The following is a 16,583-nucleotide window of genomic DNA, read 5'->3' on the forward strand; positions in this document are numbered from 1 at the left end:
AAAGGTTTTTTCGTCAGGATTGGTTTTCGGTAGATTATCCTTATGAAAAAGGTTTGTTAGACGATATTATTGTTTTTAGAATGTTTGATTTCTAAGAACGACCACACGAAAGGATTCGTGCGGCAACGGGGTGCCAGCGAGGGGAATAGTCACGGATTGCAAATCCGCGACATCGGTTTATTTTATAGAATGCAAAGAAAGCTTAGGTAAGGGTGTTTTAAATAGTGGCAAATTTGAAAATCAGATGTTGAAATATCTTGAGAAGAAAAACTCAGATTTTATGAATTTAGGCAATAAAAAAGTAGTTGTGGCAGTAAAAAGTATGGGAAAAGGTGTTAATCTGAAAGATCCTAATCTTAAAAGACTTTTTGAGCTAGCAAAAAAAATAATATCGAATTGGAGTTTATAACAAATATTAATCAAATTAAAAGACTAAAATAATGGCACACTCATTAGACGTTTTAAGTAAAACATTTTTAAATAAAAACGAAATCATAAGTAAAATGCGGATTATCTCGCAAAAACAAGGAAACAATTTTTCTATTGAAGAGGATAATCGGGTAGATATCTGGAAAGCTGAAAGCTATACTTTAGAAATTCATTTTTTAACTCAGGATAAGTTTAGTGAATTAAAGGAAGATGATTTTTGGGGTAAAGAGTACGCTGTATTATTTTATATTACTATTTATGGTATAGATGACACAGAAGATAGGGTGACTTTTCCTTTTTTAAGAGAGTTACTAAAAGACTATCCAGATTTGTTGGTTTTTAATGAAGAAATAGGTGGTGGAAAACCTTTTGTATATAATAAGATGCATTTAGCTGCTTTTTCTGGTAATTCTTTTGCTGGTATTTTCGCAAAACCACCACAAGATCTAAGTAATTTGGCTTAAAGATAAACTGCTCAATTTTCAGAATGAGCCCCCGCTGCCGCACGAACAATGTCATTAAGTTAGTGATTTAAATTATTGATTTTCAATGAATGATTTTATGGTAAAATGACCAATTCGTTTTCAGATTATGTAGAAGTATATATAGAAAACTACGATCCAAACTACGATTAAATTTTTAGCCGCCTTCGCAAGAGGCGGTTTTTTTTACTTGCAAACAGAAAATTTTTATACCTACACCCGCTCAATCTGGTTAGAAAATTTCGTTTTTAATAAATTTATGGCTGAAAGAAAAAAAAATATTCAAAATTTGGCTGAAAGAAAAAAACAATATAGTGCACTAGTTTGGGCAAAGAACAACCCTAGCTTTGACTTTCGAACTTGTTGGCATGAAAATATTCCTTTCAAAAAAGTTGAAGTCTTTGACCTGCTCATGAAATTAAAAGAATTTTATGAAGTAGATAAATATGAACTTTTAACTGATGATAGGAAAAACAAAGATGGGTGGGAATTATAAGAAGAAGCTTGAGGGCTTCTTCTCCATTAGACCAACAAAAAATATATTATTTACCTTTTAAGAGATTTTTACATATTCTCATAAGAAATTCTTATTACACCCCGCTGCCGCACGAATCCCTTCGTGTGGCTTTTTTCTTTTAACAAAATTTTCTAAAATTGCAATTTTATTTATCTTTATAAAAACATAAAGATGAGCAGAAACTATAAATTCCACAATATCTAAAGTTCATGTGGAACAATTAGTTCATTGGCAAAAAAAATCACATAATACAAATCAAAACGCCGTAGAAGCAGGTCTTGTTTTTCGTGCAGAAGTTTACAAAAACAGTAGTGCGGTAGATTATTCTGATGAAAAAGGTCTGCTTGATTATATTGTTGTTTTCAAAATGTTTGGTTTCTAAGAACGACCACACGAAAGGATTCGTGCGGCAGCGGAGGGGAATAGTCACGGATTGCAAATCCGCGACATCGGTGTCTCATAAGGAATTTCAGATTGCAATAACCAGTGAAAAAGGAGCAAAAATTCTCACTAAATATTTAAAAAAAATAAAAAATATTGTAATAAAATGAAACCTATCAAGAACAGTAAATTTATATTTACCGATACAGATGACGGGATAAAAAAAATTTTTCTTAGAGAGAAATATTTTGAATTTGTATGTTTATTAATTACAGATTATTATCATGAAAAAATTGTAGAAAATGATTTTTATAAGTATTTTGTCAATTTATTAAATGATTTGGATGAAGATTATGGAGTGTTTTTCATTGAACATCATATGCCTCCCCATTGGGCGTTAAGTATTATTCAAAATAAACATACTACAGATGCTTTCGATTATGATGAAAGAATGAAAAAGATCACAACAAAATTTGAGAGAAAAAATAATCTAAAATCATTTGTTATAGATTATAGTATCATGACATAATTATTTAATTTACCGCTTATTAATTTAGCGGTTTTTTTACATTGAACAGCGGAGCTTTCAAAAGAAAGGATTTGAGGTTGTTTTAGCAAACAGAATGAGTAATCCCCACGCTGCCGCACGAACCCCTTCATGTGCCTTTTTCTTTTATAAAACTTGTAAAATTGTATTACTTTTTATCTTTCAAAACATACAATGATAAGTACAAATTACAAATTCCCTCAGCTGCCGCACGAATCCCTTCGTGTGGTCAATTCTACAAACCAAAAATCCTAAGACTAAACTTTAAATTTATCTGAAAAAAGATATAAAAACCAAAACTCAATTATACTTCACCAAATATCTTCCGAATTATTTATCAATTCTTTACAATAGTTCTGAATCTTCATTTTAAACAGAAATTAATTATTGATGCAAGTTATTTAGAATCCTTAAATTTGTGCAAAAGCAAAAAGATTATGTCAACAGCAGAACAAACAAAAGATTCACAATACTTCATCGAGCTCGAAGAAAAACATGGCGCACACAATTACCATCCGCTTCCTGTGGTTTTAGACAGAGGTGAAGGTGTATTTGTCTGGGACGTTGAAGGCAAAAAATATTACGATTTCCTTTCAGCTTACTCCGCTGTAAATCAAGGGCATTCTCATCCAAAAATTGTAGAAGCTTTAGTTAATCAGGCTAAAAAATTAGCTTTAACTTCCAGAGCATTTTACAACTCAAGCTTGGGAGAGTATGAGAAAAAGATCACTACCCTTTTCGGTTTTGATAAAGTTTTACCGATGAACTCAGGAGCCGAAGCGGTTGAAACTGCAGTAAAATTAGCCAGAAAATGGAGTTATGAAGTAAAAGGAATTTCAGAAAACGCAGCGAAAATTGTGGTTTGTGAAAACAACTTCCACGGAAGAACAACAACGATTGTTTCTTTCTCCAATGATCCTGACGCCAATAAAAATTACGGGCCTTTCACTCCTGGGTTTGTGAAAATTCCTTACAATGATTTGAATGCTTTAGAGGAAGTTCTGAAAAATGACGCTCAGAATATTGCTGCATTTTTAGTAGAGCCCATTCAGGGAGAAGCAGGTGTTTACGTTCCGGATGAAAATTTCCTTAAAAATGCTTCAGAACTATGTAAAAAACACAATGTTCTTTTCATCGCTGATGAAGTTCAGACCGGGATTGCAAGAACAGGTAAACTGATCGCATGTCATCACGAAAATGTACAGCCTGATATTTTAATTTTAGGAAAAGCCCTTTCAGGAGGAATGTATCCCGTATCAGCTGTTTTGGCCAACGATGAAATTATGAATGTGATTAAGCCTGGACAGCACGGTTCTACTTTTGGTGGAAACCCGATTGCCTGCGCTGTTGCCATTGCTGCATTAGACGTTGTTGCCGAAGAAAACTTATCAGAAAGAGCCGAAGAATTAGGAAAATTATTCAGATCCGAAATTGAAAAAGTGATTGAAAAATCTGATTTGATTACCAAAGTGAGAGGTAAAGGTTTATTAAACGCCATTTTAATCAACGACACACCGGAAAGTTCTACCGCCTGGAATCTATGTTTAAAATTAAAGGAAAACGGATTGCTTGCAAAACCAACCCACGGAAACATCATCAGACTCGCTCCGCCATTGGTGATCACAGAGGAGCAGTTGTTGGATTGTGTGAAGATTATTGAGAAAACTGTTCTGGAATATTAAACTATTTTAGATTTTGATTAGGAAAACTTTTCAGTATTAATGATATAAATAACACTCTTTTGGGTGTTATTTTTTTGTAAAGGATTTAGTTTTAAAATAAACTGTATTTTTGCTGAAATTAGTTGGTTAAAAATGAAGCTTTCGGTTGCTATTATTACTTTCAACGAAGACAGAATCATCGAAAAAACACTCAGTTCGGTTTATGATATTGCAGATGAAATTGTCGTGATCGACAGTTTTTCGACTGACAGAACGGTAGAGATTTGTCAGAAATTTTCTAAAGTAAAACTGATTCAGCAGAAATTTCCTGGTTTTGGAAAGCAGAAAAATTTTGCTATCAGCCAATGCTCTGGAGAGTGGATTTTGTTTTTGGATGCTGATGAAATTCCGGATGAAACTGCAAAAAAATCAATTCAAAAAATCGCAAATCAGAACCATTCAGATTTTTCGGTATTCAACATTGCATTTAATAACATTTTCCTTGGCAAATCGCTTAAATACGGCGGTTGGGGAAATCTTAAAAGAGAAAGATTATTCAGAAAAAACGCAGGAAAATATTCTGAAGACATCGTACACGAAATGTTTTTAACTGAAGAAAAAATTGGACTTTTAGAAGGAAAATTAAATCACTACACCTACAAAGATATTCATCATCACATCGAAAAATCAAATAAATATACGACGATGATGGCCGAAAAAATGTATAGCCGCGGTAAGAAATCAAGTGTTTTGAAAATTATTTTCAGTCCGATTTATCAGTTTATCAAATCCTATTTTATACGCCTTGGTTTTCTTGATGGCTTGGTGGGTTATTACGCTGCAAAAACTGCTGGCTTCTATACTTTTCTGAAATATCAGAAACTCTACGAATTACACAAGGTTAAAAAGTAATGTTGCTCAATTTCATTAAAGGTATTTTTGGAATAAGGTTTTCCAATGACCTAAGAATTTTAATGTACCATCAGATCATGCCTGAAAAAGACAGGATCGATAACGACATTGTTATTTCGGCAGAAAAACTTGATGAGCAACTGAAATATATTGCGGAAAATTTTGAAACTGTATTTTTCAGCGAGCTTGAAGAGAAAAAAGATGTTAAGAACAAAATTGTCATCACGTTTGACGATGGTTATTACAACAATCTGGTTTATCTAGTTCCGCTTCTTATTAAATATCGACTGAAAGCTACGATCTGCATACCGACCGAACTTATTGAGAAAGATCTTGAAAACATTCCAGGTACTTTTATGAGTTTTGATGAAATTAAATCTTTGCCACAGGAAAATGTAGAAATTGCTTTGCACAGTCACAGTCACAAAAACTACGCTGAAATGAGCCTTGAGGATGCGGAAAAAGACATCAGAGAAAACATCGCAACGCTGGAAAAACACCAGATTCAGTTTACTAATGTTTTGGTTTATCCGTATGGGAAATTTCCAAAAAAGGGAATTCCGAAAAGGAGATTTTTTGAGCTTCTTGAAAAACTCAATATTTCTGCAGGATTGCGAATTGGGAATGATCTCAGTTCTTTTCCGTGGAGGAAAAAGTTTGAGATTAAAAGAATCAATATGAAGGGCAGCGACAGCTTTTCTGTATTTAAAAGAAAACTGCGTTACGGGAAAATAAAACTTTAGGAAAGCAGTTTTTTATACAGATTTTGATAAGATTCTGCCATCGATTTGTAGCTGAATTTCAAAGCATGCTCACAAAGTTTTTGAGGCATTTTAGCATCGTTTTCATATTGTTGAATGCCTTTCAGATATACTTCATTCATTTTTTCAGCATCGAAATTATCGAAATAAAAAGCGAGATTTCCACCGATTTCCGGGAGACTTGTAAAACGGCTGAGAAAAACAGGCTTTCCAAAATACATCGCTTCCACAGGCGGAATTCCAAATCCTTCAGCTAACGATGGATGACAATATGCTTCACAGTTTTTCAGGAAAAAATATTTCTCTTCATTGGTTACATTCTCCAGAATATGAACTCTGTTTTCCAGTTTTAAATCTTTTATTTTAGCTAAAAAACTTTCTTTGTAATCTGACTTCGCAGCAGAGGTAATTAAAACCAAATCCCTGTCGTTATGAGCCATCATATCCAGCAAAACGTTTTGATTTTTCTTTGGATAAAGAACTCCAATCGTAAGAATATATTTTTTTTCAGCTAAATTTAAGTTTTTAACTGAACTAAAAACTTCGTTTTCAGGAAAAACCAGTCCGTTGTAAATCACATCGATTTCGACATCATCTTGAAGCTGAAACAAGTGTTTATTTTTAATAAAATCATCTTTCACAAATTCTGAAATACACACAATTGCATCTGCATTCCCGACATTTTTCTGGACTAAATTTGTAAACTTTTTAACTTTTTTATCCGAACTTTTGTCATGAAGAAAGTTAAGATCGTGCAGCGTAACTACTTTTTTCTTTGATTTTTTAGCGTGAAAATACTCTGAAAGCTGATGTGTCGTATGGATCAAATCAAATTCCGAAGTGTTGACAGGAAGTTTTTTTTGCCAGAATTTCCAGTTGATGATTTGAAAACGTGATTTTGTTGCAGGAATATTTTTTGCCGGTCCGTAAAATGTATAATTCAAATCAGATTTTAACCCGTCTAAGCCCTTGATCAGGGACAAACAGACGTTTGCAATTCCCGATTTCGGATATTTCAGGCGTTCAACGTCAATCAGGATTTTATTTTTCATAGCGAAATACGACTTTGAGCCAAAAATATAAATTTAAACTTTAAAATCTTTACTTTTGTTATATGAAATCGCTACACTCTATAAAGATGAAAACAAACAAATCTTCCGCGATTGCATGTGACCATAAAAAAATAAACAGCTGTACATGAAAATTTGTTTGATCAGTTTTGATTTCTGGCATTATGACGAGCATATCGTAAATAAACTGAAGGAAAAAGGCGTTGATGCGCACCATATCAATATTGGCGCATTCACGCACAAAAATTTGTCTGCGAGATTAAAAAACACCTTCAGTAAAGTTTTTTTAGGTAAAAATCTGAAGAACGGGCAAAGACAAAATTTCATTATTGATTCATTACAGAAGATAGGAAAACAAAACCAGATTCTTGTAATCAACCCTGAAGCTATTGAAGAACGTGTACACCAAGTTATCAGAAGCAGCACAGACCGGAATATCGCTTACCTCTATGACAGCATGCAGAGAAATCCTGCTGAGCATATTCTGCACTATTTTGATCAGGTTTTTTCGTTCGATGACAATGATGTGACGAAATTTGGTTTTGAGAAAATCAACAATTACAACTATTTAAAATACACTCCCGCCGAACAGCAAAATCCCGAACTGGAGCTTTTTTATATTACTTCTTTCGATAAAACCAGAATTGAAAGACTTGTCAACCTCAGCGAAAAGCTTAGAATTTTAAATATTAATTTTAAAGCCATTATCGCCGGAAAAAAGAGCTGGAAAAAACGTTTGCAGCAAATTCTTGACAAAAAACTGGATAAAAATTTTCAGTTCAGAAGAGGAAATATCCCGCAGACTGAAGTTTTGAAACAGTACAGCAAATCCAAAGCGATTTTAGATTTCCAGAGAAACAATCAGGCAGGGCTGAGTTTCAGGGTTTTTGAAGCGATGGCATTGGAAAAGAAATTTGTAACTGACAATCAGGATATTAAAAACTACGATTTTTATAATCCTGAAAATATTTTAATCCTGAACAAAGATTTCAGCAACATCGAAAAGTCTTTTTTTGAAACTGAATATCAAAAGCTACCGGAAGAGATTTACTATAAATACACCTTGGATTATTGGGTGGAAAAAGTTTTTGGGCTATGAAGCAAATCAAAAATATTTTGCTGATTACAAAAGAATTTCAATCTGAATTTCAGGGAAATGTAGGAGGAACTGGCGTTTTTTACAAGAATATTTCAGAAGGTTTGATAGATCGGGGAATCAATGTTTTTGTTTTTGGTTCGGCCAAAAAGCCTTTTGATATTCAGAAAGAAAAATTATCGGTGCACTTTGTAAAGGATTATTTCAAAAAATATTTCCTGATGGAATTACTCCGTTCAGTAACCGGAAAAATTTCATTTCTTGAAAAGCTACACTATAAAATTTATGATTCAGAAGCAAAATATTTAGAGAAAGAACTATCAAAATTTATCGCAGATAAAAACATTGACATTATTGAAACCCACGACTGGGAAGGCATCAGCAGAATTGCGAAAGGATTAAAAATACCTTACGTTATAAGATGTCATGGTTCCTGGTCTGTTCTCAACCGTTTTTTTGGCTACGGAGCTGCGAAAGGTAAAATTTACAGTGAAAAAAAAGCTTTTGAGAATGCTGAAAATATAATTACTGTTTCGCAAAGCAGTCAAAAAATGGTGCGTGAAATTTTCGGAAACAAAGATTATCACTTGATTTACAACGGAATAGATACTGATTTTTATCAACCTCAAAACTCTGAAAAGATCAGTAAATCTATATTTTTCATTGGAAATATTTCGACAGAAAAAGGAGCAGATACTGCATTAAATGTTTTTATAAAAGTTCATGAAAGGGAGCCTGCAACTACGCTGCATTTTATTGGAAAAGATACAGAATTAACAGAACAGCTGAAACGGAAAATTGCTGAAAATCAAATTGAAAGCAAAGTGATATTTTACGGTAAAAAAAACCGGAATGATGTAAAAGATCTTCTTTCAAAAGCTGATGTTATAATTTTTCCTTCGCGCGGAGAAACTTTTGGCTTGGCACTTATTGAGGCGATGGCTTTGGAAAAACCTGTAGTCTGTTCGAATCTTGAAGTATTCAGTGAAATTATTACAGAGGGAATGAATGGTTTGATTGCTCAAAATGAAATCGAGTTTTCTGAGAAAATTTCAGAATTATTCTCCGATAAAAATTCAGCATTAAATTTATCACAAAATGCACGAAAAACAGTGGTGGAAAAGTTTTCTTTAGACCAAATGATCGGTAAAACTTTGCATTACTATCAGAAAATCAGCAGCTAATTTTTAATTTTTGTAAAAGATTTAGTCTCTTTTTTCGAAGCAAACAGATTCAGAAAATTGACACAAATTTTAAGCAGCTTCCACAGAAAGGGATGATTGCTGTGTATGTTTTCAATCTGAAGCATCCGTCTTGAACTTGCAAAATGCAGTAATTTCAGTTCATTGCGAAGGTGCGGGAAATATTCATTGTAAACGGATTCCTTTTCTTCCTGCATGAGCAGTTTATTCCCGTCACTGCTTGATATCCCTGAATTATCAAAGTCACTTACAGTGATGTTAATATGTCTGTACTTCGCCTGATAAATCACTATCGCTTTCAGAAAAAACTCCCAATCTGAAATTATTTTCAGATTTTCGCTGTAAAGACCTGCAGTTTCAAAAAGATTTCGCCTGATAAAACTTGAGGGATGCGGCAAGAAAGAATGAAGAAAATAAGTAAGATCTACACTTTCGGGAGGTGTAAATAATGTTTTGGGAATACCGTTTAAACTGTAAATCAAATTTCCGCTGATAATATCGGAAACATTATCAATAAACGGAAAAACTTTAGCAATTACCTCATTGTCTGCCAAAATATCACCGCTGTTGAGAAAAAGCAGATAATCTCCCGAAGCCATTTTAATGCCCTTGTTCATTGCATTGTATACGCCGGTATCAGGTTCGCTAATCCATTTCTGAACTATTTCACTGTTATGCTCAATTATTTTTTTGCTGTCATCACCGCTGTTGCCATCAATTACAATATATTCAAAATCTCTGCACGATTGCGTAGCTACGCTGTGTAGTGTTTTTGCAAGACCGTTTTGGTTATTGTAGTTGATTGTAATGATTGATAGAGTCATAGCTGCAATTTAATAACTGAGATTTTTAGAAACATTTTTGAATCAGTCTGTCTTTAATCTGAACTTAGGTAAAAACAGAAGGAAAAAACCAATAATCCATTTAAAAAACCTCCATGCAACAGGAAATTTTTTGATGTGAAAAACCTGCTGTATTCTCTTGGCTTTGGATTCCTGACTGAATTTTAAATCTTCCAAAAAAGCTGAAAAATATTTCTGAAGTGTGATTTCTCTCTCTTTAAAATAAACTGCAAGGTTTTCCGGTTTTGCAGAAATTCCTGAAAAATCGTAATAGCAAATGGTCTCTTCTAAGTGCTTGTATGATACATTGTATAAACAAATTGCAACGATAAAGAATTCCCAGTCTGCACAGATTTTATAGTCTTCGTTGTACAAAAAATAATCTGTAAAGAGTTGTCTTTTTATAAATGCCGCCTGATGATTGATACCACCCGAATACATAAAACTAAACGTAATTTTTTTTGGCGGACTTTCAATTCTGTGATAACCTTCGTCATTAAAATAAACTGAATCTCCATAGAGAATATCAGTCTCAGAATCAAAATGAGGTGCTGCTTTTTCGAGAACATTGCTGTCATAGAAAAAATCACCGCTGTTCATGAAAATGATATATTTGCCGGCAGCCATTCTGATGCCTTTATTCATCGCATTGTAAACACCGGAATCTTTTTCGCTGATCCATTTGGTGACATCAGCGTTCTGCTCTGTTAATTCTTTACTTCCATCAGTGCTTCCACCGTCCACAACAATGTATTCGAAGTTTTTCCATGTTTGATTTTTAATGGAATCAAACGTTTTGACCAAGCCTGCTTTGTTGTTGTAATTTATTGTAATTATCGTTAGTGAAACACTCATCTATTTTGCTAAAATTTATTAATTTGCTTTTGCAGCATCTTTGTAAACCTGGAGACACTGCTCGGCAGCATCATTCCAGTCGTATTTTTTTACATGCTCAAGCCCTTTTTTTGCATATCCAGCTCTCATTTCAGGATTGTTGATCAGCTCTTCAATTTTTTCTTTTAAATCATTCTCAGATTCAGAATCGAAATAAATTCCCGCATCTCCGGCAATTTCCGGCAAAGAACCATGTTTTGAAAGTATTATCGGGCAACCACAAGCCATAGATTCTACCACAGGAATTCCGAAACCTTCATACAAAGATGGAAAAACAAAACATTTGGCATTTTTATAAAAATGCCCCAACTCATTTTCTTCAAAACGTTTTTGCACAACCTGTTTTTCAACACCGAGACCTTTCAGAAAAGCAATTTCCTCATCATCGAATTTTCCTCCGCCGGCTGCGATGAGCATTAACGAACTGTCCTTTTTTAATAATGGTTCAACCGATCTGACTAAAAATTTAAAATTTTTATAATTGGGTCTTGCTCCAACATATAAGACATAATTTTCGGGTAAGTCAACTCTTATTCCGCTATCTATTTTTATGGATGTTCCGTGATAAACAACAACAATTTTATCTGGGTTGATGTGAGGATAAACTTTTACAATATCCTTTTTTGTATTGTGTGATACCGCAATAATCTTCGTTGCTTTGTCCAATAATAATGCCTTTCTTTCTACCACCCGAAACTCATCATCTATAAAATACTCAGGGAGCAGCTCGTGAATCATGTCATAAACAGTAAGAACGAAAGGTTTCCCGTTGATTTTTTCTAAAAAATAAGGATTGTAGTAAGTGGGCACCACAACATCATAGTCATTTTCCTGAAATTTGGTTTCCAGAAGCTGATCAGATTTTCTTTTTCTTAAAGATCTTGTGCTGATTCTGAAAAATGACAGTACTTTATACAGAAGATGTAAGCTTTTATTTTTTGCCGGAAGATCTGTTTCTTTTAAATATGCATTATCAGAATTGTAAATAGGCAAAATAACCTCAACTCCCTTCTTTTTTGAAAGTACAGAAAAAACTTCGGTGTAATATCTGGAAATACCGCCGTAAGTCTGCTGGTAAAATATTTGGGGATCAAGTAGTATTTTCATCTATTTTGGCTATAAAACTCAGTGATTTTATCATTGGTAAACTTCAGCTCTCTTTCGTTATAAGCCAACACATCAAAATAAAAAATCGTAGAATGACGGTTTAGTACCTGCGAACGTATAAGATATTCGTTGAGAGTCTTAATCTCTTCAATAGAATCAGTAGTTTTCACGAAGGTTCCGAAATTATCAAATAAACTGAACTGGGTATAACCTAAATCTTTCAATTTTGATAAAGCTTCCAGGTAATTATTATTCATTTCAGTCCGCTGAAGTGTTTTACCTGAATCATTGTTCAGAAAAGTCTGCATTTCAAAAAACACAAATCTAGGCAAGTACTCAGAAGCCTTGCCAAGTTCAGAAAACGTGTTGATCACATCCCAGTCATATCCGTCGGTGTCAATTTTAAGTACATCAAATTTTTCAGCTAAATCTTTTGGAATTTCATTCAATAAATCTTTAAATGAAATGGTATTATCCTGAACCTCCGTTGCACTTATATTAATTGAACCTGTAGAAGATGTTTTATCTTTTTCAATTACGAAAGCCCCTTTACGGGTAGAAATAAATTTCTGCACGCCCAAAAATCTACTGCTGAGATTATTCAGACTGATACTTTCCAGACACTCCTTGAAAAATTCTGCATCTGGCTCTACACCTACAATGAAACAATTATCATTTTGGCTGAAAATCGCTACACTGGTATCTCCAATATTTGCACCGATGTCTACTATCAAACCATCAAAAAAACCGCAGAAGTAAGGTAAAAATCTGTCATACAAAGGATATTGTGCCTGGTATTTCTCCAGCATATGATTATCTTTCAAGACCAGTTTATACTTTCCAACTGCATAATCCACTGTGATATTATCTTCCCGTGTGATTTCTGCTTTTTTCTTCTGCCCAAAAAAACTAAAATTTTTCATTAAGATGTTTTTTGAAATTTGTGATACAAGTTTGAATTATTGATCCTCAGGAGTGCTTTCAATTCTGATTATTCTATCCAATCTCCGATGATCTCTTTGCAAAATAAATTTTAACAGTATTCCTCAGATTTCAGGTAAATTTTTAAATTCTAAACTTGTGCAAATGTAAATATTATCACCAAAAAACCAACATCCAAAACTTCAAACTTTTGAAAACACTTAATTTTCAGTAATTTTGCGCAAAATTAAATTTAAACATGAGCAAAGTAAGAGTACGTTTTGCACCAAGTCCTACTGGGCCATTGCATTTGGGAGGCGTAAGAACAGCATTATATGATTATCTTTTTGCTAAAAATCAGGGTGGCGAGTTTGTATTGAGAATTGAAGATACAGACACGGCAAGATATGTGGAAGGGGCGGAAGATTACATCGAAAAAGCTTTGGAATGGTGCGGAATTATCCCCGATGAAAGCCCTAAAAAAGGCGGAAAATTTGCTCCGTACAGACAGTCAGAAAGAAGAGATATTTATGACAGATATACCGAGCAGATTCTTAAAACAGATTACGCTTACATTGCTTTTGATACTGCTGAGGAATTAGATGCCATCCGTGCTGAATACGAAGCAAACGGTGAAGTTTTTTCCTATGATAACAAATCCAGAAACCGTTTAAGAAACAGCATTGCTCTTTCTGAAGAGGAAGTTCAGAAGTTACTCGACGGGAAAACACCTTACGTGGTAAGATTTAAAATGCCGGTTGACCGCACTTTGGGTCTTGTAGATATTATCAGAGGAAATTCTGCAGTTAATACAGATACTTTAGATGATAAAGTTCTTGTAAAAAACGACGGAATGCCGACGTACCATTTTGCCAACATCATCGACGACCATGAGATGGAAATCACCCACGTAATCCGAGGTGAAGAATGGCTGCCTTCTTTAGGTTTGCACACTTTATTATACGAAGCAATGGGTTGGGAAGCTCCTGAATTCGCCCATCTTTCATTAATTCTAAAACCCGACGTTTCTACATTAATTAACAGAGAAAATATTGACAGCATAACAAAATCTTTTACAGAAGAATTTGTGACAAAAAACAGCCAGTTTTCTTTTGAGGAGTCAGCAGCATTAATAAAATCATTATTTTCAGAGGTGAAGAGTCCGCGATTTAAATCGATGTTGCCAGAAAATGAGAAAGACAGCGAAATAACAGCTTCTGTAAAACAGTTTTTAAAGAAAGGACTTTCAGGAAAACTGAGTAAAAGAGACGGTGATAAATTTGGATTCCCTGTCTTTCCTTTAAATTTTACAGATCCTGCGACAGGGAATGTTTCCAAGGGTTATAGAGAAAGCGGATATTTGCCTGAAGCATTCATCAATATGGTAGCACTTTTGGGATGGACTCCCGCAGATGATAAAGAGATTTTGTCTCTGGAAGAAATGGCTAAAGAATTTGATCTGAATAAAGTTCATAAAGCAGGAGCAAGATTCAGTAAAGAAAAATCTGAATGGTTCAATCATCAGTATATTCAAACGAAATCTGATGAAGAACTGCTTGAGATTCTAAAGAATTCAGATTTAAATTTAAACACTGAAGATGAAAAATTATTAAAAATCATTCATCTGATGAAAGAGAGAGCAACGTTCCCTAAAGATATTTATGAAAACGGAAAGTTCTTCTTTGAAGCTCCGACGTCTTACGATGAGAAAGCTTCAAAAAAAGCGTGGAATGATGAGACTTCTACTCTTTTAACTGAATTTTCTTCTGTTTTAAACGACACTGAAGCATTTACTTCAGAAAATATCAAACAAAAATTACATGATTTTGCCGAAAGCAAAGGCGTGGGAATGGGGAAAGTGATGATGCCGCTCCGTTTGGCTTTAGTAGGAGAATTGAAAGGCCCTGATGTTCCCGATATCTTGGAACTTGTTGGAAAAGAAGAAAGTATCGCCAGAATAAGCAATGCTGTAAATAATTTTAAATAGATTTTCATAATTTTTCATACATTTGAAAGATTTAATTTACTTCAAGAATGGAATATTTAAGTTTCGAACTTCCTATAAAAGAGCTGATGGATCAGTATCAAACCTGTTCATTGGTAGGAGAAGAAAGTGGTGTTGATGTAAAATTAGCATGCAGCCAGATCGAGGATAAGATTATAGATACCAAAAAAGAAATCTATGGCAACCTTACACCTTGGCAGAGAGTACAGTTATCCCGTCATCCGAACCGTCCGTATACTTTAGATTACATCAATGGTATGGTAGACAAAGGAAGCTTCCTTGAGCTTCACGGTGACAGAAATTTTGCTGATGACCCTGCATTGATTGGTGGTTTGGCAACATTGGATGGCCAGAGAATTATGATTCTCGGGACCCAGAAAGGAAGAACGACCAAAGAAAGACAGCACAGAAGATTCGGAATGCCGAATCCTGAAGGATACAGAAAAGCTTTAAGATTAATGAAACTTGCAGAAAAATTCAAAATTCCTGTAATTACTTTAGTTGATACACCGGGAGCCTATCCTGGTCTTGAAGCTGAAGAAAGAGGTCAGGGTGAAGCGATTGCAAGAAACATTTTCGAAATGACCATGCTAAAAACTCCTATTTTCACATACATTATTGGTGAAGGAGCGAGTGGCGGCGCATTGGGAATTGGTGTCGGAAACAAAGTGTACATGCTTGAAAACACGTGGTACACGGTAATTGCACCGGAAAGCTGTTCTTCAATCTTATGGAGAAACTGGGATCATAAAGAAGATGCAGCCAATGCATTAAATCTTACACCAAAAGATGCTTTAAGAGAAAAATTCATCGACGGAATTATTGAAGAGCCACTTGGTGGAGCACATTACGATCCGGAAGTAGCTTATTTAAATTTGAAAGCTTCAATTTTACAGAATATCAAGGCTTTCTCTAAATTTACCGGCAAAGAACTTGAAACGCACAGACAGGACAAGTTTATTGCAATGGGACAGTTTAAGGGATAGATTTAAACTTAAAACATAAAAAAACGCAGCGAAATAATTTTCAGCTGCGTTTTTTTTATTGAGTTTTGAAATATTAATCACTCACACTTAACTCCAGTTCGATGTCTTTTGCAATTCTTTTCAGGGAAGAATATTTTGCATCGCAAACCATTGTAGTCAAAACATATTCGCCTTTATCAACCTGCACGTAATTTTGTCCGTTGGCAGGAACATTGAGGTTGTAGTATTTTTTTCCGGTAATTTTTACGATGAGATTACATTTTGATCTGTTTTTAATATTAATGTAAGCTGTAGGATCAGAATCATCCTGATTAAAAATGTGCGACAGATAATCTGCAGTTCTCTTGTGCTCTTCGCTCGTCCCCGCTTTTTTACTTCCGACACTGGCATAATTTACAGTACGTTTCGGAGCTGAATTGGATGCGACAGATTTACTTGCCAGATCCTGATTTTTGGTGATTTTCTCCACCTTGTCCTTACTCATCGGTGTGATGGTAGGCTTGGCTTCCGGTGAATTGTCTGCCATGATAATTCCAATGAGCTTTCTTTTGAAATATTCCGTTTTTTCGTGTCCCGGATTCTGTTTCAGAAAACCTGCTATAATTCTTGCTTCATTTGAAATCTCGGCGTCCTGCTCTGTGTATATGATCAATGTTTCCTTTTCTGCAACTGCCTTGGCTTTCGTTTTAGATTTTTTCTTCTGAGCAAAACCTAAGCTGAAAAGACAGACAAAAAGGATGAGAAAAATTTTCTTCATTAAAGTTATTATT

At 34.4% G+C, this 16,583-nt stretch carries 18 protein-coding genes; 12 read left to right on the forward strand and 6 right to left on the reverse strand.

What is annotated here, in order from left to right:
- Positions 1–280 precede the first annotated feature (280 nt).
- The 8 genes from ASG21_RS20665 to ASG21_RS01975 all read left to right on the forward strand — a co-directional run bounded on the left by ASG21_RS20665 (position 281) and on the right by ASG21_RS01975 (position 5,672).
- The gene (locus ASG21_RS20665) at positions 281–409 is read left to right on the forward strand and encodes a hypothetical protein (protein ID WP_277814168.1); all 129 of its coding nucleotides are present in this window, start codon (positions 281–283) and stop codon (positions 407–409) included.
- Positions 410–440: 31 nt separating this feature from the next.
- On the forward strand, positions 441–893 hold the full coding sequence (locus ASG21_RS01950) for a hypothetical protein (protein ID WP_056075062.1): 453 nt from the start codon (positions 441–443) through the stop codon (positions 891–893).
- Between the two features lie 277 nt (positions 894–1,170).
- A complete protein-coding gene (locus tag ASG21_RS01955) occupies positions 1,171–1,407 on the forward strand; it encodes a hypothetical protein (RefSeq protein WP_056075066.1) in 237 nt (78 codons plus the stop codon).
- Positions 1,408–1,639: 232 nt separating this feature from the next.
- On the forward strand, positions 1,640–1,810 hold the full coding sequence (locus ASG21_RS20145) for a hypothetical protein (RefSeq protein WP_157844501.1): 171 nt from the start codon (positions 1,640–1,642) through the stop codon (positions 1,808–1,810).
- Positions 1,811–1,975: 165 nt separating this feature from the next.
- Entirely contained in the window at positions 1,976–2,338 is a 363-nt protein-coding gene (locus tag ASG21_RS01960) for a hypothetical protein (RefSeq protein ID WP_056075069.1), read from the forward strand.
- 455 nt (positions 2,339–2,793) lie between these two features.
- Positions 2,794–4,038 carry an ornithine--oxo-acid transaminase gene (rocD, locus tag ASG21_RS01965; RefSeq protein ID WP_056075071.1) on the forward strand — a complete coding sequence of 415 codons (1,245 nt, stop codon included), beginning with the start codon at positions 2,794–2,796 and terminating at the stop codon, positions 4,036–4,038.
- A gap of 132 nt (positions 4,039–4,170) precedes the next feature.
- Positions 4,171–4,929 (forward strand): glycosyltransferase family 2 protein, encoded by a 759-nt coding sequence (locus ASG21_RS01970; protein WP_056075074.1) that lies wholly within the window; start codon positions 4,171–4,173, stop codon positions 4,927–4,929.
- Complete coding sequence (locus tag ASG21_RS01975; RefSeq protein ID WP_056075076.1) at positions 4,929–5,672, forward strand: polysaccharide deacetylase family protein; 744 nt, start codon at positions 4,929–4,931, stop codon at positions 5,670–5,672. The genes ASG21_RS01970 and ASG21_RS01975 overlap by 1 nt, the downstream gene beginning before the upstream one ends.
- Here the strand turns inward: ASG21_RS01975 and ASG21_RS01980 are convergent.
- The gene (locus tag ASG21_RS01980) at positions 5,669–6,742 is read right to left on the reverse strand and encodes a glycosyltransferase family 1 protein (RefSeq protein ID WP_056075079.1); all 1,074 of its coding nucleotides are present in this window, start codon (positions 6,740–6,742) and stop codon (positions 5,669–5,671) included. The two genes, ASG21_RS01975 and ASG21_RS01980, sit on opposite strands and share 4 nt — an antisense overlap.
- Positions 6,743–6,887: 145 nt before the next feature.
- On the opposite strand from ASG21_RS01980, the gene ASG21_RS01985 reads away from it, so the two are divergent.
- Both ASG21_RS01985 and ASG21_RS01990 read left to right on the forward strand, forming a co-directional pair.
- Entirely contained in the window at positions 6,888–7,859 is a 972-nt protein-coding gene (locus ASG21_RS01985; protein WP_056075082.1) for a hypothetical protein, read from the forward strand.
- Positions 7,856–9,040: a glycosyltransferase family 4 protein gene (locus ASG21_RS01990; RefSeq protein WP_056075085.1), complete on the forward strand. Its 1,185-nt coding sequence runs from the start codon at positions 7,856–7,858 to the stop codon at positions 9,038–9,040. The genes ASG21_RS01985 and ASG21_RS01990 overlap by 4 nt, the downstream gene beginning before the upstream one ends.
- On the opposite strand, the gene ASG21_RS01995 is transcribed toward ASG21_RS01990, so the two are convergent.
- The 4 genes from ASG21_RS01995 to ASG21_RS02010 are packed head-to-tail and all read right to left on the reverse strand — an operon-like array spanning position 9,037 to position 12,824.
- Positions 9,037–9,882: a glycosyltransferase family 2 protein gene (locus tag ASG21_RS01995; protein ID WP_056075088.1), complete on the reverse strand. Its 846-nt coding sequence runs from the start codon at positions 9,880–9,882 to the stop codon at positions 9,037–9,039. The two genes, ASG21_RS01990 and ASG21_RS01995, sit on opposite strands and share 4 nt — an antisense overlap.
- Before the next feature lie 42 nt (positions 9,883–9,924).
- A complete protein-coding gene (locus ASG21_RS02000; protein WP_056075090.1) occupies positions 9,925–10,755 on the reverse strand; it encodes a glycosyltransferase family 2 protein in 831 nt (276 codons plus the stop codon).
- Positions 10,756–10,773: 18 nt separating this feature from the next.
- Positions 10,774–11,901, reverse strand: coding sequence for a glycosyltransferase family 1 protein (locus ASG21_RS02005; protein ID WP_056075093.1), 1,128 nt, complete (start codon positions 11,899–11,901; stop codon positions 10,774–10,776).
- The gene (locus ASG21_RS02010) at positions 11,898–12,824 is read right to left on the reverse strand and encodes an FkbM family methyltransferase (RefSeq protein WP_056075096.1); all 927 of its coding nucleotides are present in this window, start codon (positions 12,822–12,824) and stop codon (positions 11,898–11,900) included. The genes ASG21_RS02005 and ASG21_RS02010 overlap by 4 nt, the downstream gene beginning before the upstream one ends.
- Before the next feature lie 257 nt (positions 12,825–13,081).
- Between ASG21_RS02010 and gltX the strand changes: the two genes are divergently transcribed.
- Together gltX and ASG21_RS02020 are read left to right on the forward strand one after the other, a co-directional pair.
- Entirely contained in the window at positions 13,082–14,809 is a 1,728-nt protein-coding gene (gene gltX, locus ASG21_RS02015) for a glutamate--tRNA ligase (protein WP_056075097.1), read from the forward strand.
- 47 nt (positions 14,810–14,856) lie between these two features.
- Positions 14,857–15,813 carry an acetyl-CoA carboxylase carboxyltransferase subunit alpha gene (locus tag ASG21_RS02020; protein ID WP_056075101.1) on the forward strand — a complete coding sequence of 319 codons (957 nt, stop codon included), beginning with the start codon at positions 14,857–14,859 and terminating at the stop codon, positions 15,811–15,813.
- A gap of 73 nt (positions 15,814–15,886) precedes the next feature.
- On the opposite strand, the gene ASG21_RS02025 is transcribed toward ASG21_RS02020, so the two are convergent.
- Entirely contained in the window at positions 15,887–16,570 is a 684-nt protein-coding gene (locus tag ASG21_RS02025) for a DUF6759 domain-containing protein (protein WP_056075104.1), read from the reverse strand.
- Positions 16,571–16,583: the final 13 nt, after the last annotated feature.

The sequence above is a fragment of the Chryseobacterium sp. Leaf394 genome (genome assembly GCF_001424105.1).
Classification (GTDB): Bacteria; Bacteroidota; Bacteroidia; order Flavobacteriales; family Weeksellaceae; genus Chryseobacterium.

What these genes read in the sequence shown, in the direction of transcription:
- ASG21_RS02005 (WP_056075093.1), bottom strand. Translation starts at nt 11,901, where the DNA reads ATGAAAATACTACTTGATCCCCAAATATTTTACCAGCAGACTTACGGC.
- ASG21_RS02000 (WP_056075090.1), bottom strand. Translation starts at nt 10,755, where the DNA reads ATGAGTGTTTCACTAACGATAATTACAATAAATTACAACAACAAAGCA.
- ASG21_RS01990 (WP_056075085.1), top strand. Translation starts at nt 7,856, where the DNA reads ATGAAGCAAATCAAAAATATTTTGCTGATTACAAAAGAATTTCAATCT.
- ASG21_RS01955 (WP_056075066.1), top strand. Translation starts at nt 1,171, where the DNA reads ATGGCTGAAAGAAAAAAAAATATTCAAAATTTGGCTGAAAGAAAAAAA.
- gltX (WP_056075097.1), top strand. Translation starts at nt 13,082, where the DNA reads ATGAGCAAAGTAAGAGTACGTTTTGCACCAAGTCCTACTGGGCCATTG.
- rocD (WP_056075071.1), top strand. Translation starts at nt 2,794, where the DNA reads ATGTCAACAGCAGAACAAACAAAAGATTCACAATACTTCATCGAGCTC.
- ASG21_RS01950 (WP_056075062.1), top strand. Translation starts at nt 441, where the DNA reads ATGGCACACTCATTAGACGTTTTAAGTAAAACATTTTTAAATAAAAAC.
- ASG21_RS02020 (WP_056075101.1), top strand. Translation starts at nt 14,857, where the DNA reads ATGGAATATTTAAGTTTCGAACTTCCTATAAAAGAGCTGATGGATCAG.
- ASG21_RS01960 (WP_056075069.1), top strand. Translation starts at nt 1,976, where the DNA reads ATGAAACCTATCAAGAACAGTAAATTTATATTTACCGATACAGATGAC.
- ASG21_RS01975 (WP_056075076.1), top strand. Translation starts at nt 4,929, where the DNA reads ATGTTGCTCAATTTCATTAAAGGTATTTTTGGAATAAGGTTTTCCAAT.
- ASG21_RS01995 (WP_056075088.1), bottom strand. Translation starts at nt 9,882, where the DNA reads ATGACTCTATCAATCATTACAATCAACTACAATAACCAAAACGGTCTT.
- ASG21_RS01980 (WP_056075079.1), bottom strand. Translation starts at nt 6,742, where the DNA reads ATGAAAAATAAAATCCTGATTGACGTTGAACGCCTGAAATATCCGAAA.
- ASG21_RS01970 (WP_056075074.1), top strand. Translation starts at nt 4,171, where the DNA reads ATGAAGCTTTCGGTTGCTATTATTACTTTCAACGAAGACAGAATCATC.
- ASG21_RS02025 (WP_056075104.1), bottom strand. Translation starts at nt 16,570, where the DNA reads ATGAAGAAAATTTTTCTCATCCTTTTTGTCTGTCTTTTCAGCTTAGGT.
- ASG21_RS20665 (WP_277814168.1), top strand. Translation starts at nt 281, where the DNA reads ATGAATTTAGGCAATAAAAAAGTAGTTGTGGCAGTAAAAAGTATGGGA.
- ASG21_RS01985 (WP_056075082.1), top strand. Translation starts at nt 6,888, where the DNA reads ATGAAAATTTGTTTGATCAGTTTTGATTTCTGGCATTATGACGAGCAT.
- ASG21_RS02010 (WP_056075096.1), bottom strand. Translation starts at nt 12,824, where the DNA reads ATGAAAAATTTTAGTTTTTTTGGGCAGAAGAAAAAAGCAGAAATCACA.